Here is a 22914-nt window from a genome sequence, read left to right as displayed (position 1 = left end):
TCATTTGCAATCGATTTGGCTAACCGCGCAATCAGAGCATGGTTCCCACGGACCATTGATCGGGGCGCCGATTGGAACCCTCACGCGGAGTACCGGTTCTCAGTGCTTGATTGCACTCCAACGTACCGCGGAGTTCACGATGTCTCAGACCGTCGGCGATTTCGTCGTTCAACGGCTTCACGATTGGGGCGTGGAGCACATCTTTGGTTATCCGGGCGACGGTATCAACGGCGTCTTCGGTGCGCTCAATCGCGCGGATGGAAAGATCAAGTTCATCCAGGCGCGGCATGAGGAGATGGCGGCATTCATGGCCTCGGCCTACGCGAAATTCTCCGGCCGACTCGGCGTCTGCATCGCAACGTCTGGTCCGGGAGCCTCGCATCTCGTCACTGGGCTTTACGACGCGCTATTGGACCATCAGCCCGTGCTCGCGATCGTCGGGCAGCAGGCGCGCAACGCACTCGGCGGACAGTACCAGCAGGAACTCGATCTGGTTTCGATGTTCAAGGATGTCGCCGGCGCCTATGTTGCGCAGGCTTCCTCACCGGCGCAGGTACGACACCTGGTTGATCGCGCTGCGCGCATCGCACTCGCACGCCGAACCGTGACCGCGATCATCCTGCCGAACGATCTGCAGGATCTGTCCTATGAAGATCCGCCGCGCGCCCATGGCACCTTGCATTCCGGAATCGGCTATCGCGCGCCGAAGACATTGCCGCACGATACCGATCTCGATCGCGCTGCCGAAGTGCTCAATGCTGGAAGCAAAGTTGCAATGCTGATCGGCGCCGGCGCCCTTGGCGCTGCGGATGAGGTGATCGCAGTCGCCAACAGATTATCCGCCGGTTGTGCCAAGGCTCTGCTCGGCAAGGCCGCCCTTCCCGACGACCTGCCCTGGGTTACGGGCTCGACCGGACTATTGGGGACCGAGCCGAGCTATCGGCTGATGACGGACTGCGACACGTTGTTGATGGTCGGGTCCGCGTTTCCCTATTCCGAATTCCTGCCAAAGGAAGGCGGCGCGCGCGGCGTCCAGATCGACATCGATGCGAGCATGCTGTCGATCCGCTTCCCCATGGAGGTCGGCCTCGTAGGCGATGCCGCGGAAACATTGCGGGCGCTGCTGCCGCGGCTCCACCAGAAGCCGGCCGATGGCTGGCGCAGCGAGGTCGAGGAGAATGTCAGGAACTGGTGGAAGACGCTCGAGGAGCGGGCGAAACAACCCGCCAATCCCATCAACCCGCAGCGGGTGACCTGGGAATTGTCACCGCGGCTGCCGGAGCGCGCGATCATCACCAGCGATTCCGGCTCCTGCGCCAACTGGTATGCGCGTGACCTGAAGATGCGCCAGGGTATGAAGGCGTCATTGTCAGGCGGGCTGGCATCGATGGGTGCTGCCGTCCCCTATGCGATCGCCGCCAAATATGCGCATCCGGACCGCCCGGTGATCGCGCTGGTCGGCGACGGCGCGATGCAGATGAACAACATGGCCGAACTGATCACCGTCGCCAAATACTGGCGCGAGTGGAAGGATCCGCGCTGGATCGTCTGCGTGTTCAACAACGAGGACCTGAACCAGGTGACGTGGGAGCAGCGGATCATCAACGGTGATCCGAAGTTCGAGGCGTCGCAGCGGATTCCCAACGTCTCCTATTCCAGTTTTGCCGATCTGATCGGGCTGTACGGTATCTACGCCGACCATCCCGACCAGGTTGGATCAGCCTGGGACCAGGCGCTGGCGAGCAAAATTCCGGTCGTGCTGGAAGTGAAGACGGATCCCGAAGTGCCGCCGCTGCCGCCGCACATCACGTTCGAGCAGGCGAAGAACTTCTCGATCGCTCTCGCCAAGGGAGATCCCGACGAGGTCGGCGTAATCAGAGGCACGGCAAGGCAGGTGCTGGAGAGCGTCCTGCCTGGAAAGAAGTAACGTCCGGGAGACAATGGCGCGTATTCTGATTGGGACATCAGGTTGGCACTATGATTCCTGGCGCGGGCCTTTCTTCCCGAAGGGCCTGCCCCTCAAGAATCAGCTCCGCTACTACGCCGGCCGGTTTCCGACCACGGAATTGAATGGCGTGTTCTATCGCACGCCGACACCGGAAGCGGTGAAAGGCTGGCGCGAGCAGACGGACAACGATTTTATCTTTGCCTGGAAGGCATCCAAGTTCATCACGCATTGGAAACGCCTGTCGGAGAACTCGGTGAACAGCCTCGAGCTGCTCGAGAACCGCCTGTCGCTGCTGGGCAACAAGGCCGGCCCCATCCTGTTTCAGCTGCCGCCGCAGTTCGAGGTCAACCCGGATCGCCTCGCCTCCTTCCTCAAGCTGCTGTCGAGGAAGCGCCGTTACTGTTTCGAATTCCGGCACCCGAGCTGGTATGCCCCAAAGATTACGCGGCTGCTGTCGGATGCGAACATTTCGCTGTGCATTTCGGATCATCACGACGCGCCAGCACCGTGGAGGCGCACCGCCGATTTCGTCTATGTCAGGGGCCACGGTCCTGGCGGCCGCTACAAAGGTCATTATCGTAGCGCGACACTGACCGAGTGGGCCAAGCGCATCCGCTCCTGGAAGAAGCAAGGCTGCGATGTCTACGTCTATTTCGACAACGACCAGAAGAGCGCCGCGCCTGCCGATGCGGCAAAGCTGCGACAATTGATCGAACGGAGAAAGTAGGAACCACGCGAACCGCGTGATGTTGATTGCCGGGAGACGCGTGTGCGGCTTCGGATAATTTGAGGAGGCTAAAGTGGGATTGCTTTCGAAAGACATCAAGACGATGGACGACCTGCTCCTGCATGGCTTGCAGGATATCTATTATGCCGAACAACAAATCACCAAGGCGCTGCCGAAGATGATCGAGCTCGCTACCAACCGGGATCTGACGCAGGGCCTCAAGAATCATCTTGAAGAGACCAACAAGCAGATCGAGCGCCTTGATCAGGTATTCAAGAAGCTCGGCAAACAGCCGTCCGGCACCGACTGTCCGGCGATCGACGGGCTGATCAAGGAAGCCAATGAGATTGCCGGTGAGATCGAGGACAAGTCCGTGCTCGACGCCGCGATCGTGGCGAGCGCGCAGGCGGTCGAGCACTACGAGATTTCCCGCTACGGCACGCTGATTGCCTGGGCGGAAGAGCTTGGCCACGACGACATCGTTCGCTTCCTCACCACCAACCTGAATGAGGAAAAGGCGGCCAACACCAAGCTCAACACGATTGCTCTACGCAAGGGCGTCAATCGAAAAGCGGCCAGCTGATCGTCTGAAGGCTAAGCCAAAAAATGCCGGCTCATGGCCGGCATTTTTCTTGATCGCATCGGTCGGTTATCGGCCGCCGGGCTGCTTGCCCATGTTGTTATTGGTGCCGGGGCCGACATTGCCTTCGCTGGAAGGATTTGCCGCGCGGCCCGAGCCGCTGCCAGCGCCGGTCGTCATGCCCTTCTTGCTCGGGTGCGTATTCGTATGCGGCGTCGCGCCAGGCCCGACATTGCCCTGACTCGACGCACCCGGCGCGGGCTGCGCCTGCTGAGCAAGCGCGCCGCCGGCCGACAATGCCAGAACGCATGCCGAGGCCAGAATGATCTTCTTCATCGGTATCTCCTTGGGTTGAGGTAACGTCTCAACCCAGCGCCGCCCGAACCGGTTCCTATCGCGACGAAGGCAAGTTCGCGCGCTTCAGCATCCATGCTCAATAAATAAAAGTACCCCGCCAGTTATTTTCATAACTGACGGGGTACTTTTCAGAGCTTTCCCTTCTTCCAGATCTCTCTTTCCGAAGTGACTTGCTCCATCCCACCAACGTGCGTGTGCTGCGGTCGTTCCTAAATTTCTTTTAGGACCGTTCGTCTAGTGAACGATGTCGAGCGGCAATCTGCAGATCTCGTCGCCGTCTTCGTTGGTAACGAGAATCGAGTAGTGTCGATTCTTCAGGTCCGGGTGCTCGCCGAGCAGCCGCCGTGCAATGTCGTCGGCTGAATCCATGGCGGCGATGTCATCAGCGAGCTCTGCACCGCCCTGATCGGCGACCGTTTTGGTATTAACGAGATCGAAATGGTAGAGCGGCATTTTTCTTCGCTCCGGCCTGCATCGTCTGCTCCCAGAATACGCACGACAGCCCGATTTGGTTCCAGCTCGCCGCCCTCTGTCCCGTCCGCTCAAAAAACCCTGTGGCCCGAAGGAACGCCGGTCCGCAACGTCGGTTAGGCGCTAAACAACGACAGTGAGGTCTGCCATGAGAGTTTGCGATGCGATGACCCCCGACGTTCAGCTCTGTACCCCCGAAGACAGCTTGAAGGATGCGGCAGAGGCCATGGGCGCGCTTGGCGTCGGACTGCTGCCGGTCGCCGAGAATGACCGCCTGGTCGGCATGGTATCCGATCGCGATATTGCAATTCGCGGCATCGGTATGGGCCGCGGACCGGAAGCGCGGATCAGGGACGTCATGACCGCCGAGGTGAAGTACTGTTTCGAAGACCAGGATCTCGACGAGGTCACGGCAAATATGGGCGAGATCCAGGTCCGCCGCCTGCCCGTGCTCAGTCGCGAAAAGCGGCTAGTCGGCATCATTGCGCTCGGCGATATTGCGCAGGCCAAGAGCGGTGACGGTGCGGGCGTGGCGCTAAGCGAGATTTCTCGTCCCAGCGCCCAGCATGCGCAGCTATAGCGATGCGCGAGCACCAACATCACAAGGTCGGCCTGAACCTTGATCTGCTTTGCGCGACATTGGCAATTGTCAGCGCAGCGCTGCTCACGGGGATGCTGAGATATATGTTGGGATGAACCGCCGAATGGTGCGCGGCGGACCGCTGGCCCGCTGCCGACGTCCCCCTAAATGCCGGCTTCCTGGGAGCCTTCGCCTGTTCGCGGTGGCTTGCGTGGACTCCGACGAGGTCGCGTCGGTTTCGGATCATGCTCTGGAACGCCAGACTTCACGGCCCCGAAGACACGGTCGGGGGGATAGCACCGTCTGCCGCGAGCTGCTGCTCGTCCTTCGTCTCGAAAGTCACCGATAGGCCGCCGGTTGGATCGATGGCGCGCTCAAGCCATTTGATTGATTCTTCGATCCAGTAACCGCTATTCGCGGGATCGGCTTGCGCCCTCGCCCGGCAGGCATCGGCCTGCACCAGGCAGGCAGTCTTGCGATCCATCGTCATCTCAGCGCGGCGATTGCAGGCCGGGTGACGTCAACCACTCGTTCAGATGAGCGGCGGTCTCCGCTTGTCTTGCCTTCTTCAGCAATGCGTCGCGCGCTTCACCTTGCGGCAACTGCTCGGCTGCCGCGCGCGCTTCATCTGCCGCCCTCTGGAGCCGCTCGTCGAACGGCACGCTGTTCCTTGTTCGATTGCGTTTTGCCGTCATGGAAGTCTCCTGCTTCGCAAGTACAGATACAGAATCGCGCTTCCAACAACCTATCGTCGCTAACTCAGGTTACTTCGCGCGAACAAAATAAAATGGCCGTGCAGGAACGAACCATCTCCAAAAACACCGCAACATGCCTACGCTGACCACCGTGATTTCCTCCCCTGACTAAGGTTTGGCCTGCATGGCGGCCTCACCCTGCTCTCGCGCCGGCACGCTTACATGCACCTCATGGCCCTGCCGGATTGCCAGCGATGCGGCAGCAACGGCCGACTCGAATGCTGACTCCTTCGTCGCATATTCACCGTTCACAACGCCGTCGTGCAGCACTCCCCATTGATCGCGAATTGGAACGATGGCGTATTGCGCAAGTCCCATCTTCCTCTCCGTTGCAAACGTACTCGATCACTTCTTGTCGGGATTGTTCGGGCGAACGATCATGTTGTTCTGGGGCATCTTGTCCCTGCCCTGGTCGTCATTGTAGTCCCGCCCACCCGAAGTCGATGTTCCGCTACCGCTCCGGCTCGGTCTCGTTGCGCTGCCTGTTGTCGGCGCAGAGCCAGGCGTGGCTGAGCTCGCGGCCGGGTCTCCCGTAGTCGATCCGCGTCCGCTCGGGCCGCCACCGGTTTGCGCCAGTGCAAGCGCGGAGCACAGCGTGAATCCGAAAACCAATGCAGTTCGTGTCAGTTTCATCGCAATCATCCCTAGGACGTACACGAAACCAATCAGGCAGGGACGAGAACGTTCCTACCCGGTTCCCGATTCCTGGTCTGTCGCGGCTATGCGGTGCGTGAGCTGAGCGCCGGCTCCGGCGCATTTATATCCCGATAGAGAGTCGCCTCCGTGCGCAGCTTTCCCTGCAGCGGCACTGTGAGCAGGCATAACAAGCCTTCGGGACGCCAGTCGAAATCGGCCTTGCCGCCGAGCTGGGTCTCGATGCTGGCGATCACGCTTCTCGTACCGAATCCCTTGGAGGTCGGCTTCGTCACCCGCGGGCCGCCAGTTTCGACCCACGCCAGGATCAGCTTGTCGCTCTGCACCTCCCAGGTAATGGCGAGCCGTCCCGACAACGAGGAGAGGCTGCCATATTTCGCGGAGTTGGTGACGAGCTCATGCAGCGCCAGCGCCAGTGTTTGCGCCGTAGCTGGCTCGAGTTGGACTTCCGCGCCCTCGTACTGGATCTGTCCGGCCTCTGAATAGGGCGCAACCTCCTCGGCGACGAGTCGGCGGATTTCGGCGCCCTGCCAGCTCGACAGCGACAGCACGGTGTGAACCCGCGCCAGCGCGGTGATGCGCCCCTCGACCGCCTGCACATAGGCGTTGACATTCTGCGCGCGCGTCAACCGCACGATCGATTGCGCCAGCGCGAGAGCATTCTTGGCACGATGATCGACTTCCCGCGTAAGCAGACTCTGTCGTTCTTCGGCGCGCTTGCGGTCCGTAATATCGACGGTAACGCCGCTGACCCGAACCACGCGGCCGTTCTTGTCGGTGGTTGCTGCCGCCGTGCCGACGCACCAGCGCACTTCCCCATCAGGGCGGATGATGCGGAATTCAGCCTCGTATGATTTCACGCCCTTCGCGAATTCGGTCCAGGCCTCGCGCAAGCCATCGAAATCCTCGGGATGAAACAGCGCTTGAATGTTCGCGGACGTCAGCTCGAAGGTCTTGGAATCGACGCCGAAGATCTTGTACTGGCCCTCGTCCCACATCCAATCGCCGTTGACCCAATCCCAGTCCCAGGAACCCATCTTGCCGGCGGCAATCGCCATGCTGCGGCGCTGTTCGCTTTCGACCAGCTGTGCCGTTGATTGCTCGAGCTCCGCGGTGCGCGCGCGGACGCGGTCCTCAAGCTCGGCATTGAGTCGTTCCAACTGCCGGGTCTTGCGGTAGAGCTCGGCGAACACGCGGATCTTGGCGCGCAGCACCTCCGGCACCACCGGCACCGGAACGTAGTCGACCGCGCCCATCTCATAGCCACGCAGCCGGTCGATATCGCTGACCTGGATCGCCGAGATGAAGATCATCGCGGTCTTCTGGAAACGTGGATGTTCGCGGATCATGGCCGCGAGCTCGAAACCATCGAGCTCGGGCATACAGACGTCGACCAGGATGATCGCGACCTCGTTCTTGAGCAGAAACTCTAGCGCTTCCCGCCCCGAGGCAGCCACCACCAAGTTCTCGCCGAGCTCCTTCAGGATCACTTCATAGGCCAGCAGCTTCGCCGGCTGATCGTCGACCAGAAGGATGTTTACCTTTTCGTGGTCTATCATCTTCATGCCGCTTCAGCGATGCAGCCACATGCGGATGGCCAGCAGCAATTGCTCGGTATTCACCGGCTTGGCCAGATAATCCGACGCGCCCGCTTCCAGGCATTTTTCGCGGTCGCCCTTCATCGCCTTCGCGGTCAACGCGATGATGGGAAGACGCACGAGCGCCGCATTCTGCCTGATTACGCCGATGGTCTGGTAGCCGTCCATCTGCGGCATCATGATGTCCATCAGGACGATGGCAATCTTGGGATTGGATTCGACCAGCGCGATTGCCTCGTGGCCGGTCGTCGCGGTGAGTACCTTCATACCACGTCGTTCGAGCACGCTGGAAAGCGCGAAGATATTTCGCGCGTCGTCGTCGACGAGAAGCGCCGTCTTGCCAACCAGATCCTCATCGGAACTGTTAAGTTTCTCAAGCATCCTCTGCTTTTCAATCGGCAATTCCGTGATTACACGGTGCAAGAACAGTGACGTTTCGTCGAGCAGACGCTCCGGCGATTCGACGCCTTTTACGACAATGCTGCGCGCCATCGTGTGAAGTTCGGCATCCTCCTCAGCAGAGAGTTCCCGGCCGGTGAAGACCACGATCGGAACATTGGACAGCCGTTCGTCGCTGCGAATCTCGTCGAGCACCTCAAAGCCACTCATGTCCGGCAGCCGCAAATCGAGCACGACGCAATCGCAAGGATTGCTCCGCAAGGTCGAGAGGGCCCCGGCTCCAGTGCTGGCGGTGATGATCTCGACATCGTTGTGATCCAGCAGTTCCTTGATGCTGCGCTGTTCGGCGGGATTGTCTTCCACGATCAGAAGCCGCTTGCGTCGGGGCTTTGCGTATTCCTTGATCTGCGCGAGCGCCGCGCTGACGCCCTCGGTCGTGGTGGGCTTGTTGACGAAGGAGAAGGCGCCACGCGCCAGCGCATGCTGCCGGTCTTCATCGAGCGTTAGGACCTGCACTGGAATGTGCCGGGTCAGCGGATTGTGCTTTAGCTGATTCAGCACGGTCCAGCCGAGCATGTCGGGCAGGAACACGTCGAGCGAAACCGCAGTCGGCTGGAACTGTTTGGCAAGTTCCAATGCCGCGGCGCCGCGGTCCGCGACCAGGACCTTGAATCCCTTGCCTCGGGCGAGATCAACGAGCACCCGTGCGTAATGCGGGTCGTCTTCGACGATCAGGAGGATCATGTCTCCGGGCTCGAGATTGAGCCGGTCGTCCGGAACCTCCGCCACACGCTCCTGCGTTGCGGGCGCTTGTGCCACCGGCGCCCCGCCTTGCGATAAGGGCAGCGCGGGCGGCACGCGAAGCGCAACGCGCGGTCCGGAATATTTCAGCGGGAGATAGAGCGTGAACGTACTGCCTTTGCCGGGCGCACTTCGCAGATGGATCTCGCCGCCAAGCAGGTTCGCCAGTTCGCGGCTGATGGCGAGGCCAAGGCCGGTGCCGCCATATTTGCGGCTCGTGCCCGCGTCCGCCTGCTGGAACGCTTCAAAGATCAGCTTCTGCTTGTCCAGGGGGATGCCAATGCCGGTATCGCTCACCTCGAAGGCGACGACTACGGGCGCGGTGTTGAGGATCGGATGCTCGGCGCCCCAGCCGCCGACTGCGGCCGAGACGATCAGCTTGACGCCGCCTTCGGCCGTGAACTTGAACGCGTTGGACAACAGGTTCTTTAGCACCTGCTGCAGGCGCTTGGAATCGGTGACCATGCTGCGAGAAAGCGTCTCGTCGACTTCGATGCTGAACGACAGATGTCGGTTTTCAGCCTCATGCCGGAACGGCCGGCCGACGGTTTCGAGCAGGCTCGACGTCAGGATTTCCTCGGGTTCCACCGTCACGGTGCCGGATTCGATCTTCGAGAGGTCGAGGATGTCGCTGATCAGGTTGAGCAGGTCAGTGCCGGCGCCGTGGATGGTACGGGCGAATTCGACCTGCTTCGGCGACAGATTGCCTTCCGGATTATCCGAAAGCTGCTGGCCGAGGATCAGGATGCTGTTCAGCGGCGTGCGCAGCTCGTGCGACATGTTGGCGAGAAATTCGGACTTGTATTTCGAGGTCAGCGCAAGCTCGCTCGCCTTTTCTTCCAGCGCGCGGCGGGCCTGCTCGATTTCCTGGTTCTTGCGCTCGACCTCGACGTTGCGTTCGGCGAGCTGCTGTGCCTTCAGTTCGAGCTGCTCGTTGGTCTGCTGCAATTCCCGCTGCTGCGCTTGAAGCTCGCCGGCAAGCTGCTGCGACTGCTTCAGCAGACCTTCGGTCTGCATCGTCGCCTCGATGCTGTTGAGCAGGATGCCGACGCTGTCGGTCAGTTGCTCCACAAAGGCGATCTGCGAAGCAGTAAACGACGCGAGCGAGGATAACTCGATCACCGCCTTGACCTGGTTTTCGAACAGGACCGGGAATACGACCACATTTTTCGGGAGCACGCGCATCAGCGCGGAATTGACCGGCACCACATCCCCCGGAATATCCGAGAGCAGCCGCTGGCGCTTGTCTAGTGCGCACTGGCCAATCAGTCCCTCGCCCATTCGTACAACTGACGGATGCGGATTGACGCCATCATCGGCATAAGCGGACAACAGACGTAGCTGCGGGTTGTCCGCGCTCTCGACCTGGTAGATCACGCCCATATGCACGTTGATCACGGGTGCCAATTCCGTGAGCAGCAGCCGCCCTACAGTCGACAGATCGCGCTGGCCCTGCAGCATGTTGGTGAACCTGGCGAGATTGGTCTTCAGCCAGTCCTGTTCGGTGTTCCGCTCGGTCGTCAGACGGAGGTTGCCGATCATGGTGTTGATGTTGTCCTTGAGCTCAGCCACCTCGCCACGGACATCGACCTGGATGGTGCGGGTCAGGTCGCCTTTTGTCACCGCGGTCGCGACTTCGGCGATGGCGCGGACCTGGGAAGTCAAGTTGGCGGCGAGCAGGTTGACGTTGCCCGTCAGATCCTTCCAGGTGCCGGCGGCGCCAGGCACATTGGCCTGGCCGCCGAGCCGCCCCTCGACACCGACTTCGCGCGCCACGGTCGTGACCTGATCGGCAAACGTCGCCAGGGTCTCCGTCATGTTGTTGATGGTGTCGGCGAGTGCGGCCACCTCGCCTTTTGATTTCACGGTCAGGTTCTGCTTCAGGTCGCCATTGGCCACCGCCGTCACGACCTTGACGATCCCGCGCACCTGTTCGGTCAGGTTGGCAGCCATCACGTTCACGGTATCGGTCAGGTCCTTCCAGGTGCCGGCGACACCGGGCACCTCGGCCTGGCCACCGAGCTTGCCTTCAGTGCCGACTTCACGCGCCACGCGCGTCACCTCGCCCGCAAAGGCATTGAGCTGGTCCACCATGGTATTAATGGTGTTTTTCAGCTCGAGGATTTCGCCCTTCACGTCGACGGTGATCTTGCGCGAGAGATCGCCGCGCGCCACGGCGGTTGTGACTTCGGCGATGTTGCGCACCTGCGTGGTGAGGTTCGCCGCCAGCAGGTTGACGTTGTCGGTCAAGTCCTTCCAGGTGCCGGCGACGCCGGGCACTACCGCCTGGCCCCCCAGCCTGCCCTCGGTACCGACCTCGCGCGCCACACGCGTCACTTCCGCCGCGAAGGAGCGCAGCTGCTCCACCATCGTGTTCAGCGTCTCCTTCAGCAGCAAGATCTCGCCGCGGACGTCGACGGTGATCTTCTTCGAGAGATCGCCGCCGGCGATGGCGGTCGCGACCTCGGCGATGTTGCGCACCTGGGCCGTCAGGTTCGACGCCATGAAGTTGACGTTGTCAGTCAGGTCCTTCCAGGTGCCGGCAACACCGGGCACCTCGGCTTGGCCGCCGAGCTTGCCTTCGGTGCCGACTTCACGCGCCACGCGCGTCACTTCGCCGGCGAAGGCATTGAGCTGATCCACCATGGTATTGATGGTGTTCTTCAGCTCGAGGATCTCACCTTTCACATCCACAGTGATCTTGCGCGAGAGGTCGCCACGCGCCACGGCGGTCGTGACTTCCGCGATGTTGCGCACCTGGGCGGTCAGATTGCCGGCCATCGAGTTCACGCTGTCGGTGAGATCCTTCCAGGTGCCGGCAACGCCGGGCACGTTGGCCTGACCAGCCAGACGGCCCTCGGTGCCGACCTCGCGTGCCACGCGCGTCACCTCGCCCGCAAAGCGGTTGAGCTGGTCGACCATCGTGTTCAACGTTTCCTTGAGCTGCAGGATCTCACCGCGCACGTCGACGGTAATCTTCCGCGACAGGTCACCGCCGGCGATCGCGGTCGCCACCTCCGCAATGTTGCGGACCTGGGCGGTCAGATTGCCGGCCATCGAGTTCACGCTGTCGGTGAGATCCTTCCAGGTGCCGGCGACGCCGGGCACCTCGGCCTGGCCGCCGAGCTTGCCGTCGGTCCCCACCTCGCGCGCGACGCGCGTGACTTCGCCTGCGAACGCGTTGAGCTGGTCGACCATCGTATTCAGCGTCTCCTTCAACTGAAGGATCTCGCCCGACACGTTCACGGTGATCTTCTTCGACAGGTCGCCCTCTGCCACGGCGGTTGCGACTTCCGCGATGTTGCGGACCTGACCGGTCAGGTTCGATGCCATCGAGTTGACGCTGTCGGTGAGGTCCTTCCAGGTGCCAGCAACGCCGCGCACCAACGCTTGTCCGCCGAGCTTGCCTTCGGTGCCGACCTCGCGCGCCACGCGGGTCACTTCACCGGCGAAAGCGTTGAGCTGGTCGACCATCGTGTTGATGGTGTCCTTCAGCTCCAGGATTTCACCGCGCACGTCCACCGTGATCTTCTTCGAGAGGTCGCCGTTGGCGACGGCCGTCGTCACTTCCGCGATGTTGCGGACCTGCGCCGTCAGGTTGGACGCCATGAAGTTGACGTTGTCGGTCAGGTCCTTCCAGGTGCCGGCAACACCGAGCACGTTGGCCTGGCCGCCGAGCTTGCCTTCGGTGCCGACCTCGCGCGCAACGCGTGTCACTTCGGACGCGAAAGCGTTGAGCTGGTCGACCATGGTGTTCAGCGTCTCCTTCAACTGAAGGATCTCGCCCGACACATTCACCGTGATCTTCTTGGAGAGGTCGCCGCCGGCGATCGCGGTGGCGACGTCGGCGATGTTGCGCACCTGGGCGGTCAGGTTGGACGCCATGAAGTTGACGTTGTCGGTCAGGTCCTTCCAGATACCGCCGACGCCGGGCACCTGGGCCTGGCCGCCGAGCTTGCCTTCGGTGCCGACCTCACGCGCCACGCGCGTCACTTCGGACGCGAAAGCGTTGAGCTGGTCCACCATCGTGTTGATGGTGTCCTTCAGCTCCAGGATTTCTCCGCGGACGTCGACGGTGATTTTCCGTGACAGGTCGCCCCGCGCCACCGCGGTCGTCACGTTGGCGATGTTGCGCACCTGTGCGGTCAGATTGCCGCACATCGCGTTGACGGAATCGGTCAGGTCCTTCCAGGTGCCGGCCACACCAGGCACGATCGCCTGGCCGCCGAGCTTGCCGTCGGTCCCCACCTCGCGGGCGACGCGCGTCACTTCGGACGCAAACGAGCGCAACTGGTCGACCATGGTGTTGATCGCTTCCTTCAGTTGCAGGATCTCGCCGCGGACGTCGACCGTGATCTTTTTCGACAGATCGCCATTGGCGACGGCGATTGTCACCTCCGCGATGTTGCGAACCTGACCGGTCAGGTTGTTGGCCATCGAGTTGACGCTCTCGGTCAGGTCTTTCCAGACACCGGTCACCTCCGGCACCTGAGCCTGCCCGCCGAGCCGACCCTCGACGCCGACTTCACGGGCCACGCGCGTCACTTCCGACGTGAATACGCCGAGCTGCTTGATCATCGTGTTGACGATGTTCGCTGACTGCAGGAATTCGCCGCGCAGCGGCCGCCCCTCAACGTCAAGCTGCACGGTCTGCAACAGGTCGCCTTGTGCGACTGCAGCGACCGCGCGCGTAACTTCCCGCGTCGGCCACAAGAGGTCATCGATCAGCATGTTGATCGAGCCTTCCATATCGGCCCAGGAGCCGCTTGACAGGCCGAGATTCACACGTTGGCGGGTTTGTCCCTCGCGGCCTACGACCTGGCCAACGCGCTCGAGCTGCTGGGCCATACGCTCGTTCGCCGCGGCGATCTCATTGAAGGCGTCCGCGATCTTGCCTTCTATCCCGAGATAGTCGCCGCGCATGCGCACGGTGAAATCGCCGGACCGCATCGCCTGGAGGGACTGCAACAGGTCTTGGGCGGGATCGATCTTGCCGTCTTGTCTGTTACGACGAGGTTCGCCACGACTACGAGGAGCGGGACCAAAATCGGTCATAAAATTCCCCCTGCACGCTGGCCGGTTTTCGATTTTCGAAGTTCCGAACCATCGGACGCATAAGAAGGGTAGCTCGCGATCTAATCAAGCCAGAAAAATGAACGGGTACTCTTGGGGAAAGGCCGAACGGTATCAATGAGAGATCTGACGAAAGGTTCCCGACCCATCCGGAACTTTTTTTGCGACCGATCAGCGACTTGGTACGCTCAAGCGTAATGGGAACGAAAGTCTCGCCTTGGTGTTGCCGTTTGCCGGGCAGGATCTCAGATGACCAAGAAGACCAAACAGCTCGAAGGGGACTACTTCGAGAGTGAGCGAAATTTCCGCCTTCTGGTCAAGGCTGTCACGGACTACGCGCTCTACATGATGAGCCCACAGGGCATCGTCGCGAACTGGAATGCCGGCGGCGAGCGAATCAAGGGCTACGCGTCCGAAGAGATCATCGGCCAACACTTCTCGCGCTTTTACACTCCGGCGGATCAGGCGGCGGGCAAGCCGGCGCGGGCGTTGAAGATCGCCGAGGAGACCGGCCACTACGAGGAAGAAGGCTGGCGCGTCCGCAAGGATGGCTCGTTGTTCTGGGCGAGCGTTGTGATCGACCCGATTCGCGACCTCTCCGGCCGCCTGATCGGCTTTGCCAAGATCACCCGCGACATCACGGAGCGACGCGAAGCGCAGCTTAAGCTGGAGCAGGTGCAGCGGCAGCTTGCCGAATCCCAGAAGATGGATGCGCTGGGGCAACTGACCGGCGGTGTCGCGCACGACTTCAACAATCTCTTGATGATCGTCTCGGGCAATTTGCACAAGATCGAGAAGGAGCTGACAAGCCCGCGGGCGCTGCGCGCGCTGAACGCGATCGAGACCGCTACTCAGCGCGCGGCGTCGCTGACCAGCCAGCTCCTCAGCTTCGCCCGACGACAGAGCGTCAATCCGCGAACCATCGACGTCGATCGCCAGATCACGTCGGTGCGGGAGGTGTTGGCTAGCGCGCTTGGCAGCATGATGGCGTTGCAGATCGACGTTCAGCCCAACGTTTGGCCGGTCTTCATCGATCCAACCGAGTTTGAAACCGCCCTCCTCAACCTTGTCATTAACGCCCGGGACGCGATGCCGGACGGCGGCACCATAACCGTCGCGGCACGCAATGATCCGGACAAGGGCCAGGTTCTGATTTCAGTCGAGGACACCGGCACGGGCATTCCACAAGATGTGCTCAGCAGGGTGTTCGATCCCTTCTTCACCACCAAACCCATCGGCAAGGGAACCGGCCTCGGCCTCTCCCAAGTGCATGGCTTCGTCCATCAGGCCGGCGGGACGATTGAGATCGACAGCGAGCTTGGCAAGGGCACGGCGGTCTGCCTCCACCTGCCGCGGAGCGGCGCGATCGAACATCAGGAACAGGAGAGCTTGAACAAGCAAGCCTTCGCAACCATCCTGCTGGTCGAGGACAATCCCGCCGTGGCCGACGCGAGTGCCGGACTGCTCGAGCAACTCGGCTACACGGTTCGCTGGGTGCCGAACGCGGAAACGGCGCTGCAAGAGATTGAGGCTGATGATGTCGACCTCGTGTTCAGCGACATCATCATGCCCGGCAAGATGGACGGACTGAAGCTGGCCCGCGCGATCAGGGAACGAAACCCGAGACTGCCGGTCCTGCTCACGACCGGATATTCCGATACCGCCAAGCACGCCAGGGCGGATTTTCCCGTCCTTCGCAAACCCTACCAGCTTCACGAGCTCAGCCGTGAGCTATCCAAGCTGACCGGGCACAACTGATCCCGCCATGGGTGGGCCATTTCTTCCAGCTCGCAGGAACCTGGCCGCCGCCGGATCTGTTGTTGTGACAGCCACGGGAAATGCCGCGGGAGCATCGATGGCCAATGACGACCCGCAGGAGACCGCCGAAACGCAGCAAGCTCGCGGATAGGAGGGATCTGACGCCGTGTCGTCCGCTCGTGCTCGACGATTGCGGCTACGATGAATTGCTGGACGATTGGATGTTCGCCTATCCGGCCCCTGAGCTGGCGCTGCCGGCCTAAGAGCCATCGTCCTACCTCCTGCGAATTGCAGGGATCGAGGAACGACCATGGTCAAGCTCAAAGACAAAGTGGCAGGCAAGCTGAAGCAGGTCGTGGCGGAGGTCATCGGCGACGGCAAGCTGCAGCAAGAAGGCAAGGCGCAGGAAGAGAAAGCCAAGGAGAAGCCTAGCGAACTGAACCCGCTCGGCGACCTCAATCAATTGACCTAGTCTGCGGACGGCCAATTTCCCCGCACGAGCCGGACCCGCTCGATGCGCCCGCATTGCTCGCAGCGGTATTGAATGACGTCCTTGCCGTCTTCGCCCGGGGTGCTCCTCTCGAGCCGCATCGTCTTCCTGCAGATAACGCAGGAGATCAGTGTGAGCAGCGGGTTGCGATCGTCATTCATCGTTCCCGTCCGACACAAAACTCCCTGAAGTTAACCTATGTGACGGCTGCAGCGGCTGAAATGAGCCATGTTGTCGGTATTCCATGTCGTTAGGTATTGATGGCCGCGGGGGCCGGACCTATGGAGCGTGAGCGATCTCGATTGGAGCAACAGGCGGCTGATGCGCTGCGCCGCGCACGCCGGCTTCCCGTCGGCGCAAACCGCAACGATCTTCGCCAGCTTGCAGTCGGGCTGCTATGGTTGCACCGCCGTGGCATGGACGCCCTGCTGGAACGTCGCCTCCAAGGGTTTTCCGCGCTGAACCGCCCTCTTTCCGAAACGATCGTCGATTGACGCTCCATCGACGGAACTATCGGACGACATGGCGCAAGATCTCGCGCTGTATCATCCCGGTTGCCAGAGATCGGTCAACTGCTCGGCCTTGACGAGGTCAATCTGCTCGGTGAAGCGCAATCGGTACATCGTCATCAGGGCGTCATGACCGGTGTCAGAGGAGCTGCACAGCGCATCCTCGACAATGATCACGCGGAAGCCGAGGTTAACAGCATCCAGCACTGTCGAGAGCACGCAGACGTCGGTCTCGGCTCCCGTGACGATCACGGTATGGACCTGCTTGTCGAGCAGGAGGCTGGCGAGCGGCGAACGAAACAACGCCGAATAGGTCGATTTGTCGACGACCATTGCAGGCGGCACGTAGCGCGCGAGTTCAGGTACGACGTCTAGCTGCGTTCCGCCCAGCGATTGCCGCGTCGCGATCTTCCAGCGCTCGAAATAGGGCCGCCACTGGCCCCGCGCCTCCTCCGGCGAGTTCGGCGTGATGAAGCGGGTGAAGATCGTCCAGGCTGCGTAGCGTGCCGAGATGTCGGAGATGGTTGGCAGCACTCGCTCCATCCACGGCGTTTCCCAGATGCCGCCCTTGGCGAAGATCGCCTGCATATCGACGCAGAGATGGATGGCGCCTTCGATCGGCCTCATCGCGAAATGCTCCGCCGACGGCTCGGCGCCGGGAGACAGGCGACCGACAAAAAAGTCCGGCTGAAGCTGGCTCCGCCGGACAGTTCTAGGGAGGAGCCCTCACGGGGCGTTGGTATACCCTTGGTCATGGAGCTGGTTGCATCGTGTAGCAGGCGCCGGTCGCTTATGTTTCGTTGTGCTCGTAGCGCCGCCGCACGACCTCCTCGCCGGAGCGCGTCGCCTGCCGATTGCGGAAGTGATATTGCAGCGTGCCATAGATCAGGGCCGTGAGAAGAACCAGCGCCCCGATGCCGTAAGTAATTTCAAGGCCCATGCGAACCTCCAGATTTCACCAAAAGCAGAGTCGTTAGCGTTCAAGTCAAAGCGTGAACGCTACGTAGACAAGGAGCGCGATCAAGAGTGCGAAGCCAATGCTGATCGTCGTGAGCATTGCCTTCGCCATTGCGCTCTCCTGCGGCTTCGCGGGCGTCTCCCGCCGACGATCATCGTCTGACGCTCGCAGCAAACGCATAGAAGTGGCGAAGGTTGCCTGGAAAACTTCAGCCGCTCTTCTCGGCGCTGTCGATGCTTTCACGATGGATTTCGGTTCCGGCATCATTGAGCACCGCAACCGCATAACCCTTGCCGAGAAACTCCTGCCTGCTCTCAGCAATATCGATCGCAAGTCGCTTGGCGAGCGCGAACGCCTGGTCGCGGTCGTCCACCGGTCGCCCGGTGACACTGAGCGCCCGATCATGATCCACAAGCCTGAAGTGATAGTGGCTCATCGGCATGCTCGCGGTTGCTACCGGCTTCAACTGGTATTGCTCTCGTGCCACTTTTCCAGGTCAGGTTTCGGGCCGCCAGATCGCTGCTCCTTTTCCGGATTCCCCTTCCACGGCTTATCGGTCTGCTTGTGCGAACCCCAGTCGGTCTGCTGCCGGGGATCATCGCGTGGTGTTTCCTTGCTCATGCCACACCTCCTCACGAGGCAAGCGCGAGAGCCAGATCGGTTCCTAGCGCGGACGTTCCGTCGCAGTCCCGCCTGGCCCTACGGACCTCCTGCCACCGAACCTGCGATGACCATCACAAGCGCGTCGAGGTCGATCTTGCCTTTGACGACGAGATCGGAGGACCGTTCAATGTGCAGCGCCTGCGGGTTGTTATCCGCCTGACGCTGCAGCTCGCCTACGATTGCTTCCTTCAGCTTCTCTTCGAGCATCCTGGCTTCCCCGCAACCATGTACTCACGTCGCAGGCTCAAGCTCCCGCGCATCCAGCATCGCGAGCTTGCGCTTGAAGCGCCGGTAATCGTCGATCGCCTTGTTCGACAGCAGAAGGCGCCGCCGCTCTCCCCGTTGCACCATCAACTCGATATCATCGACGAGAAAGCGGCTCGCGACTGCGGCATCATCGAGTTCGCCGGTGCGCTCCAGGAAATCCCAGGCGATCTGCAGCGAATGTTCGATCAATATGGGCAAGGACTCGGTCATGTTCTCCTCGCGATGCAAACGCGTGGAGACACCGTCCGTTCCTGGTTAGATTCGAAACGGACGGAAGCACAATGGTCCGGTCGCGCAACCCTTGCCCACGGGATTCCGCAAACGCGATCCGCTGGCGAGGGTTGTCGCGCTCAGTCCTTCTTCGGTCGCGCAACCGGCTGGCGTTTCAGGTGCTCTCTGACATCGGGCAGCCGTTCGCTGCCGCCGGCAGCTTTCCACTGACCGATCAGTACAGTCATCTCCGAACGCATCGCAAGCAGCCGGCGCGCCGCCTCCGTGCAATCGTGATCGTGATTAATCTGATCGCGGATCACGCCCTCGACGACAATCATCTCGTCCCGTAACGCACTGATTTTACGACGGATTTCGTTAACTCTGTTGTCCATGTCTTCTTAGAACAAAAATAGAACATAAAGTCAAGTCACGGATTTGAGATTGTAAGGCAGACCGGAAGGGCATCGGTGGTGCCGATATGGCGGTGTGCATGAGGCGCGCCGGCGCTCAAATGACCCGCGCCCCAGCCAGGCATTACGATCTTGCGGAGGAGGCCGACCAGCCCAAGCAATACCCGCGAGATCTGAGCTTCGAAGAAGCCAACCCGAGCACGCTGCACTCGAGACGGAAATCGCGCCAGCTCTATTAACTGACAGTGCCCTCGTTTGTGCCCTCGCCACCCCCTTAACAAATGATATAGCCGGGGTAACTGAATTCGGTTGGTCAATCAGTCGTTGCCCGGAGCGCCTCTTGCTTGATCTCGAAAGGAATTCGCTGCTTCCTTTCCCGCTTCCGTTGAAGGACGGGCGGACGATCGAGACCGTTAGCGACGTAGCGGACTTCCTTTCATTGCTCACCGAGGATCAGCGCGAACGCGTTCACTGGAGAACGGCGATCCTGATGCTCAACAATGCCATGAGGGAATCGCGCTATCTGAAGATCGCTATTATCAATCTGCGCTCCGCACTCGCTTATGACGACTTGCTGGCTCAGGACGCGCCGTGACCGTGTTCGTACGGGCATGGTCGAATCAGAACATTTTGCCTAAGCAAAGCCTGTTATGGCCGCAAACAAGGTAACGGCGGTACAACACGGCGGTTCGGGCTGAATTCGCTACGGCTGCAATCTGGGGCCGCCCTTGGGGGACCGGGCGGCCGTTTTCTTTCAGAGCAGTTTTGCGCGCACGAACAGCGAGCGGAGGGCATTGGTCGCGGGGATGGCCAGCATCGCGTTGTCGGCGGCTTCCTCCAGCGCGGTGACCGCCTCGTCGTGCAGCTGACGGAATTCCATCCACTCCACCGAATTCAGATTAGTGATGAACCGGTAGGCCTGCCCGATGGTGGCAATAGTCAGCGTCTCGCCGTTCAATTTGATCTTGAACGTCGCCTTCAGCGGTGTGTCGGAACTCGATACGTCACCCATGATGCGGTTGTGCGCCGGAAGCAGCCAAAGTCAATCTAATTCTACGCCTACCGCCTCGGAGGTTCATCCCAACAGCCGCAATGTCTGTTAGTTTTCCCCGGGGTGATTCGTGCTCGCGGACAGCAAAGACACATATCTGGAAGCGCTCAATCCTGCGCAACGGCGTGCCGTCGAGCACGGCGTCGGGCCGGACGGAACCGTTGGTGCGCCGCTTCTGGTGATCGCCGGCGCCGGATCGGGCAAGACCAACACGCTGGCCCACCGCGTCGCGCATCTGATCGTCAGCGGCGCCGACCCACGCCGTATCCTTCTGATGACCTTCTCGCGGCGCGCGGCGGCGGAAATGACCAAGCGCGTCGAACGGATCGCTCGCCGCGTGCTCGGCGATAACGCCTGCGTCATGACCGATGCCCTCACCTGGTCCGGCACCTTTCACGGCATCGGCGCGCGGCTATTGCGGGAATATTCCGAGCGGATCGGACTCGATCCGGCCTTCACCATCCATGATCGCGAGGATTCCGCCGACCTCATCAACCTTGTCAGGCACGACCTCGGCTTCTCCAGGACCGAGAGCCGCTTCCCGACCAAGGGCACGTGCCTTGCGATCTATTCCCGCTGCGTGAATTCGGAGACCCCGATCGAGAGCGTGCTCGGCGCGTTCTATCCCTGGTGCTCGGGCTGGGCGAACGAACTGAAGCGCCTGTTCGCCGCTTACGTCGACGCCAAGCAGCAGCAGAACGTGCTCGATTACGACGACCTCCTGCTCTATTGGTCGCAGATGGTCACCGACGCTGCGCTTGCGGCGGAGATCGGCGGCCGCTTTGACCATGTCATGGTCGACGAATACCAGGACACCAACCGCCTGCAATCATCGATCCTGCTCGCGCTGAAACCTGGAGGAAACGGCCTTACGGTCGTAGGCGACGACGCGCAGTCGATCTATTCGTTCCGCGCCGCTACGGTCCGCAATATCCTGGATTTTCCGGACCAGTTTACGCCGAGGGCGGAGATCATCACGCTCGATCGCAACTATCGTTCGACCGAGCCGATCCTGTCGGCTGCGAATGGCGTGATCGCGCTGGCCAAGGAGCGCTTCACCAAGAATCTCTGGACCGAGCGGACATCGTCGCGCAAGCCATTTCTCGTCGCAGTCCGCGACGAGGCCGATCAGGCCCGTTACATCGTCGAGCAGGTGCTGGCGAACCGAGAGGAAGGCGCGCTGCTCAAACACCAGGCCGTACTGTTTCGCACCTCCTCGCACAGCGGTCCGCTGGAAATCGAACTCACCCGCCGCAACATTCCCTTCGTGAAGTTCGGCGGGCTGAAATTCCTCGATGCCGCCCATGTCAAGGACATGCTGGCGCTGCTGCGCTTCGTGGAGAACCCGCGCGACCGCGTCGCCGGTTTTCGCATCCTGCATCTGTTGCCGGGCGTTGGGCCGAGTTCGGCGCAGCGGGTGCTCGACCGCATGGCCGAGGCTGCCGATCCGATTGCCGCACTCTGCACCCTGCCCTCGCCGCCGCGCGCCGGCGAGGACTGGAAGGGCTTTGTCCGCGCGGTCGAAAACCTCCGCTATTCCGAATGGCCCGTCGACATCGAGCGGGCACGGCTGTGGTACGAGCCGCATCTCGACCGCATCCATGAGGACGCCGAGGTCCGTCGCGCGGATTTGATCCAGCTCGAGCAGATCGCAAGCGGCTATCCGTCGCGCGAGCGCTTCCTGACCGAGCTCACGCTCGACCCGCCGGATGCGACCAGCGATCAGGCCGGACCGCCCCTGCTTGACGAGGATTATCTGATCCTGTCGACGATCCATTCCGCCAAGGGACAGGAATGGAAGTCGGTCTTCGTGCTCAACGTCGTCGACGGCTGCATGCCGTCGGATCTCGGCGCGGGGACCAGCGCCGAACTTGAAGAGGAACGCCGCCTGCTCTACGTCGCCATGACCCGCGCCAAGGACGATCTGCACCTGATGGTGCCGCAGCGCTTCTTCGTGCACGGCCAGAGCGCCAAAGGCGACCGGCACATGTACGCCTCGCGCACGCGTTTCATCCCGGAAAAGCTGGTGCCGCTGTTCGAGCGCACCACTTGGCCGATCGCTCGCGCGTCGGCCGCCGCGCCGGCAGATCGTGCGGCACCGGTCGACATCCGCGCCAAGATGCGAGGGATGTGGCGCTAGAGCTTGATGAGATTAGATCGAGTTGCCTCCCGGATGCATGCTGCGCTCCCTCTCCCGCTTGCGGCGCTTGCGGGGGAAGGTTGGGTGGGGGTGTTTCCACGATGGGACCATCCGTGGGAGAGAGCCCCACCCGGCGCTTCGCACCGACCTCCCCGCAGGCGGGAGAGGTGAAGCGAGCTCGCGGACAAGCCGATTCAACCGAGTGACATCATGCGCTAGGGTCTGTTGGGATTCAGGATTCTCATCCGGGCTCGGTTGTGATTCAAGCTATGGATGGACCGATTCGTTTTGACTGATGCCCAATGGGCGAAGATGGAGCCGCTTTGTCTTGGCAAGCCAAGCGATCCCGGCCGCAGTGGCAAGGACAACCGACGGTTTGTCGAGGCCGTGCTGTGGATCGCGCGAACCGGCAGTCCCTGGCGGGATCTGCCGCCCTCGTTCGGCCACTGGAACAGTGTCTTCACGCGCTTCCGCGACTGGGTGAAGGCGGATATCTGGAAGCGGCTGTTCGA

General features: G+C 61.4%; 28 protein-coding genes. 12 read left to right on the top strand and 16 right to left on the bottom strand.

From position 1 onward, the window contains the following. Positions 1 to 139: 139 nt before the first annotated feature. The 3 genes from J6497_RS10655 to J6497_RS10645 all read left to right on the top strand — a co-directional run bounded on the left by J6497_RS10655 (position 140) and on the right by J6497_RS10645 (position 3258). A complete protein-coding gene (locus tag J6497_RS10655) occupies positions 140 to 1927 on the top strand; it encodes a thiamine pyrophosphate-requiring protein (RefSeq protein WP_225704224.1) in 1788 nt (595 codons plus the stop codon). 13 nt (positions 1928 to 1940) lie between these two features. Continuing rightward, a complete protein-coding gene (locus tag J6497_RS10650; RefSeq protein ID WP_225704223.1) occupies positions 1941 to 2675 on the top strand; it encodes a DUF72 domain-containing protein in 735 nt (244 codons plus the stop codon). Positions 2676 to 2748: 73 nt separating this feature from the next. Then, positions 2749 to 3258, top strand: a complete 510-nt coding sequence (locus J6497_RS10645; RefSeq protein WP_225704222.1) for a YciE/YciF ferroxidase family protein — start codon at positions 2749 to 2751, stop codon at positions 3256 to 3258. A 66-nt stretch (positions 3259 to 3324) separates the two neighbouring features. Here the strand turns inward: J6497_RS10645 and J6497_RS10640 are convergent, their stop codons facing one another. Further along, positions 3325 to 3591, bottom strand: a complete 267-nt coding sequence (locus tag J6497_RS10640; protein WP_225704221.1) for a hypothetical protein — start codon at positions 3589 to 3591, stop codon at positions 3325 to 3327. Positions 3592 to 3846: 255 nt separating this feature from the next. Continuing rightward, positions 3847 to 4065 (bottom strand): DUF6894 family protein, encoded by a 219-nt coding sequence (locus J6497_RS10635; protein WP_225704220.1) that lies wholly within the window; start codon positions 4063 to 4065, stop codon positions 3847 to 3849. A 166-nt stretch (positions 4066 to 4231) separates the two neighbouring features. Between J6497_RS10635 and J6497_RS10630 the strand changes: the two genes are divergently transcribed. Beyond that, positions 4232 to 4663 carry a CBS domain-containing protein gene (locus tag J6497_RS10630; protein WP_225704219.1) on the top strand — a complete coding sequence of 144 codons (432 nt, stop codon included), beginning with the start codon at positions 4232 to 4234 and terminating at the stop codon, positions 4661 to 4663. Between the two features lie 265 nt (positions 4664 to 4928). On the opposite strand, the gene J6497_RS10625 is transcribed toward J6497_RS10630, so the two are convergent. From J6497_RS10625 to J6497_RS10605, 5 genes are all read right to left on the bottom strand, one after another. Then, complete coding sequence (locus J6497_RS10625) at positions 4929 to 5147, bottom strand: hypothetical protein (RefSeq protein WP_225704218.1); 219 nt, start codon at positions 5145 to 5147, stop codon at positions 4929 to 4931. Positions 5148 to 5154: 7 nt separating this feature from the next. Next, positions 5155 to 5358: a hypothetical protein gene (locus tag J6497_RS10620; protein ID WP_225704217.1), complete on the bottom strand. Its 204-nt coding sequence runs from the start codon at positions 5356 to 5358 to the stop codon at positions 5155 to 5157. A gap of 168 nt (positions 5359 to 5526) precedes the next feature. Continuing rightward, on the bottom strand, positions 5527 to 5736 hold the full coding sequence (locus J6497_RS10615; protein ID WP_225704216.1) for a hypothetical protein: 210 nt from the start codon (positions 5734 to 5736) through the stop codon (positions 5527 to 5529). Positions 5737 to 6137: 401 nt separating this feature from the next. Continuing rightward, positions 6138 to 7628, bottom strand: a complete 1491-nt coding sequence (locus J6497_RS10610; protein ID WP_225704421.1) for a sensor histidine kinase — start codon at positions 7626 to 7628, stop codon at positions 6138 to 6140. A gap of 15 nt (positions 7629 to 7643) precedes the next feature. Further along, positions 7644 to 13925: a HAMP domain-containing protein gene (locus J6497_RS10605; RefSeq protein ID WP_376708193.1), complete on the bottom strand. Its 6282-nt coding sequence runs from the start codon at positions 13923 to 13925 to the stop codon at positions 7644 to 7646. 267 nt (positions 13926 to 14192) lie between these two features. Here J6497_RS10605 and J6497_RS10600 point away from each other — a divergent pair, with 267 nt between their 5' ends. The 3 genes from J6497_RS10600 (at position 14193) to J6497_RS10590 (ending at position 16173) form a co-directional block, all read left to right on the top strand. Beyond that, complete coding sequence (locus J6497_RS10600) at positions 14193 to 15701, top strand: ATP-binding protein (protein WP_225704215.1); 1509 nt, start codon at positions 14193 to 14195, stop codon at positions 15699 to 15701. 104 nt (positions 15702 to 15805) lie between these two features. After that, complete coding sequence (locus J6497_RS10595) at positions 15806 to 15964, top strand: hypothetical protein (protein WP_225704214.1); 159 nt, start codon at positions 15806 to 15808, stop codon at positions 15962 to 15964. Positions 15965 to 16011: 47 nt separating this feature from the next. Beyond that, on the top strand, positions 16012 to 16173 hold the full coding sequence (locus J6497_RS10590) for a CsbD family protein (protein WP_225704213.1): 162 nt from the start codon (positions 16012 to 16014) through the stop codon (positions 16171 to 16173). On the opposite strand, the gene J6497_RS10585 is transcribed toward J6497_RS10590, so the two are convergent. Beyond that, positions 16170 to 16352 (bottom strand): hypothetical protein, encoded by a 183-nt coding sequence (locus J6497_RS10585; protein ID WP_225704212.1) that lies wholly within the window; start codon positions 16350 to 16352, stop codon positions 16170 to 16172. The genes J6497_RS10590 and J6497_RS10585 overlap by 4 nt on opposite strands. A gap of 141 nt (positions 16353 to 16493) precedes the next feature. Between J6497_RS10585 and J6497_RS10580 the strand changes: the two genes are divergently transcribed. Continuing rightward, positions 16494 to 16685 (top strand): hypothetical protein, encoded by a 192-nt coding sequence (locus J6497_RS10580; protein WP_225704211.1) that lies wholly within the window; start codon positions 16494 to 16496, stop codon positions 16683 to 16685. A gap of 51 nt (positions 16686 to 16736) precedes the next feature. Here J6497_RS10580 and J6497_RS10575 read toward each other — a convergent pair whose 3' ends face one another. From J6497_RS10575 to J6497_RS10545, 7 genes are all read right to left on the bottom strand, one after another. After that, a complete protein-coding gene (locus J6497_RS10575; RefSeq protein WP_225704210.1) occupies positions 16737 to 17327 on the bottom strand; it encodes a cysteine hydrolase family protein in 591 nt (196 codons plus the stop codon). Positions 17328 to 17490: 163 nt separating this feature from the next. Further along, on the bottom strand, positions 17491 to 17640 hold the full coding sequence (locus J6497_RS10570; protein ID WP_225704209.1) for a hypothetical protein: 150 nt from the start codon (positions 17638 to 17640) through the stop codon (positions 17491 to 17493). Positions 17641 to 17866: 226 nt separating this feature from the next. After that, a complete protein-coding gene (locus J6497_RS10565; protein WP_225704208.1) occupies positions 17867 to 18094 on the bottom strand; it encodes a DUF6894 family protein in 228 nt (75 codons plus the stop codon). 26 nt (positions 18095 to 18120) lie between these two features. Beyond that, positions 18121 to 18279 (bottom strand): hypothetical protein, encoded by a 159-nt coding sequence (locus tag J6497_RS10560; RefSeq protein WP_225704207.1) that lies wholly within the window; start codon positions 18277 to 18279, stop codon positions 18121 to 18123. A gap of 78 nt (positions 18280 to 18357) precedes the next feature. Then, complete coding sequence (locus tag J6497_RS10555; protein WP_225704206.1) at positions 18358 to 18528, bottom strand: hypothetical protein; 171 nt, start codon at positions 18526 to 18528, stop codon at positions 18358 to 18360. 24 nt (positions 18529 to 18552) lie between these two features. Beyond that, the gene (locus J6497_RS10550) at positions 18553 to 18798 is read right to left on the bottom strand and encodes a hypothetical protein (protein WP_225704205.1); all 246 of its coding nucleotides are present in this window, start codon (positions 18796 to 18798) and stop codon (positions 18553 to 18555) included. A gap of 140 nt (positions 18799 to 18938) precedes the next feature. After that, positions 18939 to 19139: a hypothetical protein gene (locus tag J6497_RS10545; RefSeq protein ID WP_225704204.1), complete on the bottom strand. Its 201-nt coding sequence runs from the start codon at positions 19137 to 19139 to the stop codon at positions 18939 to 18941. Positions 19140 to 19312: 173 nt separating this feature from the next. Between J6497_RS10545 and J6497_RS10540 the strand changes: the two genes are divergently transcribed. Both J6497_RS10540 and J6497_RS10535 read left to right on the top strand, forming a co-directional pair. Then, on the top strand, positions 19313 to 19450 hold the full coding sequence (locus J6497_RS10540) for a hypothetical protein (protein WP_225704203.1): 138 nt from the start codon (positions 19313 to 19315) through the stop codon (positions 19448 to 19450). Positions 19451 to 19551: 101 nt separating this feature from the next. Next, the gene (locus tag J6497_RS10535; RefSeq protein WP_225704202.1) at positions 19552 to 19806 is read left to right on the top strand and encodes a hypothetical protein; all 255 of its coding nucleotides are present in this window, start codon (positions 19552 to 19554) and stop codon (positions 19804 to 19806) included. 159 nt (positions 19807 to 19965) lie between these two features. Here the strand turns inward: J6497_RS10535 and J6497_RS10530 are convergent, their stop codons facing one another. Then, positions 19966 to 20223 carry a hypothetical protein gene (locus J6497_RS10530; RefSeq protein WP_225704201.1) on the bottom strand — a complete coding sequence of 86 codons (258 nt, stop codon included), beginning with the start codon at positions 20221 to 20223 and terminating at the stop codon, positions 19966 to 19968. A gap of 109 nt (positions 20224 to 20332) precedes the next feature. On the opposite strand from J6497_RS10530, the gene J6497_RS10525 reads away from it, so the two are divergent. Both J6497_RS10525 and J6497_RS10520 read left to right on the top strand, forming a co-directional pair. Continuing rightward, a complete protein-coding gene (locus tag J6497_RS10525; RefSeq protein WP_225704200.1) occupies positions 20333 to 22402 on the top strand; it encodes an ATP-dependent helicase in 2070 nt (689 codons plus the stop codon). A 273-nt stretch (positions 22403 to 22675) separates the two neighbouring features. Next, on the top strand, positions 22676 to 22914 hold a 239-nt coding region (locus J6497_RS10520; RefSeq protein ID WP_225704199.1), incomplete at its 3' end, for a transposase.

It is taken from the genome of Bradyrhizobium cenepequi, assembly GCF_020329485.1.
In the GTDB taxonomy this organism is placed as follows: domain Bacteria; phylum Pseudomonadota; class Alphaproteobacteria; order Rhizobiales; family Xanthobacteraceae; genus Bradyrhizobium; species Bradyrhizobium cenepequi.
Note: the sequence above shows the minus strand (reverse complement) of the source record. Positions and strands in the feature narration are given on the sequence as shown.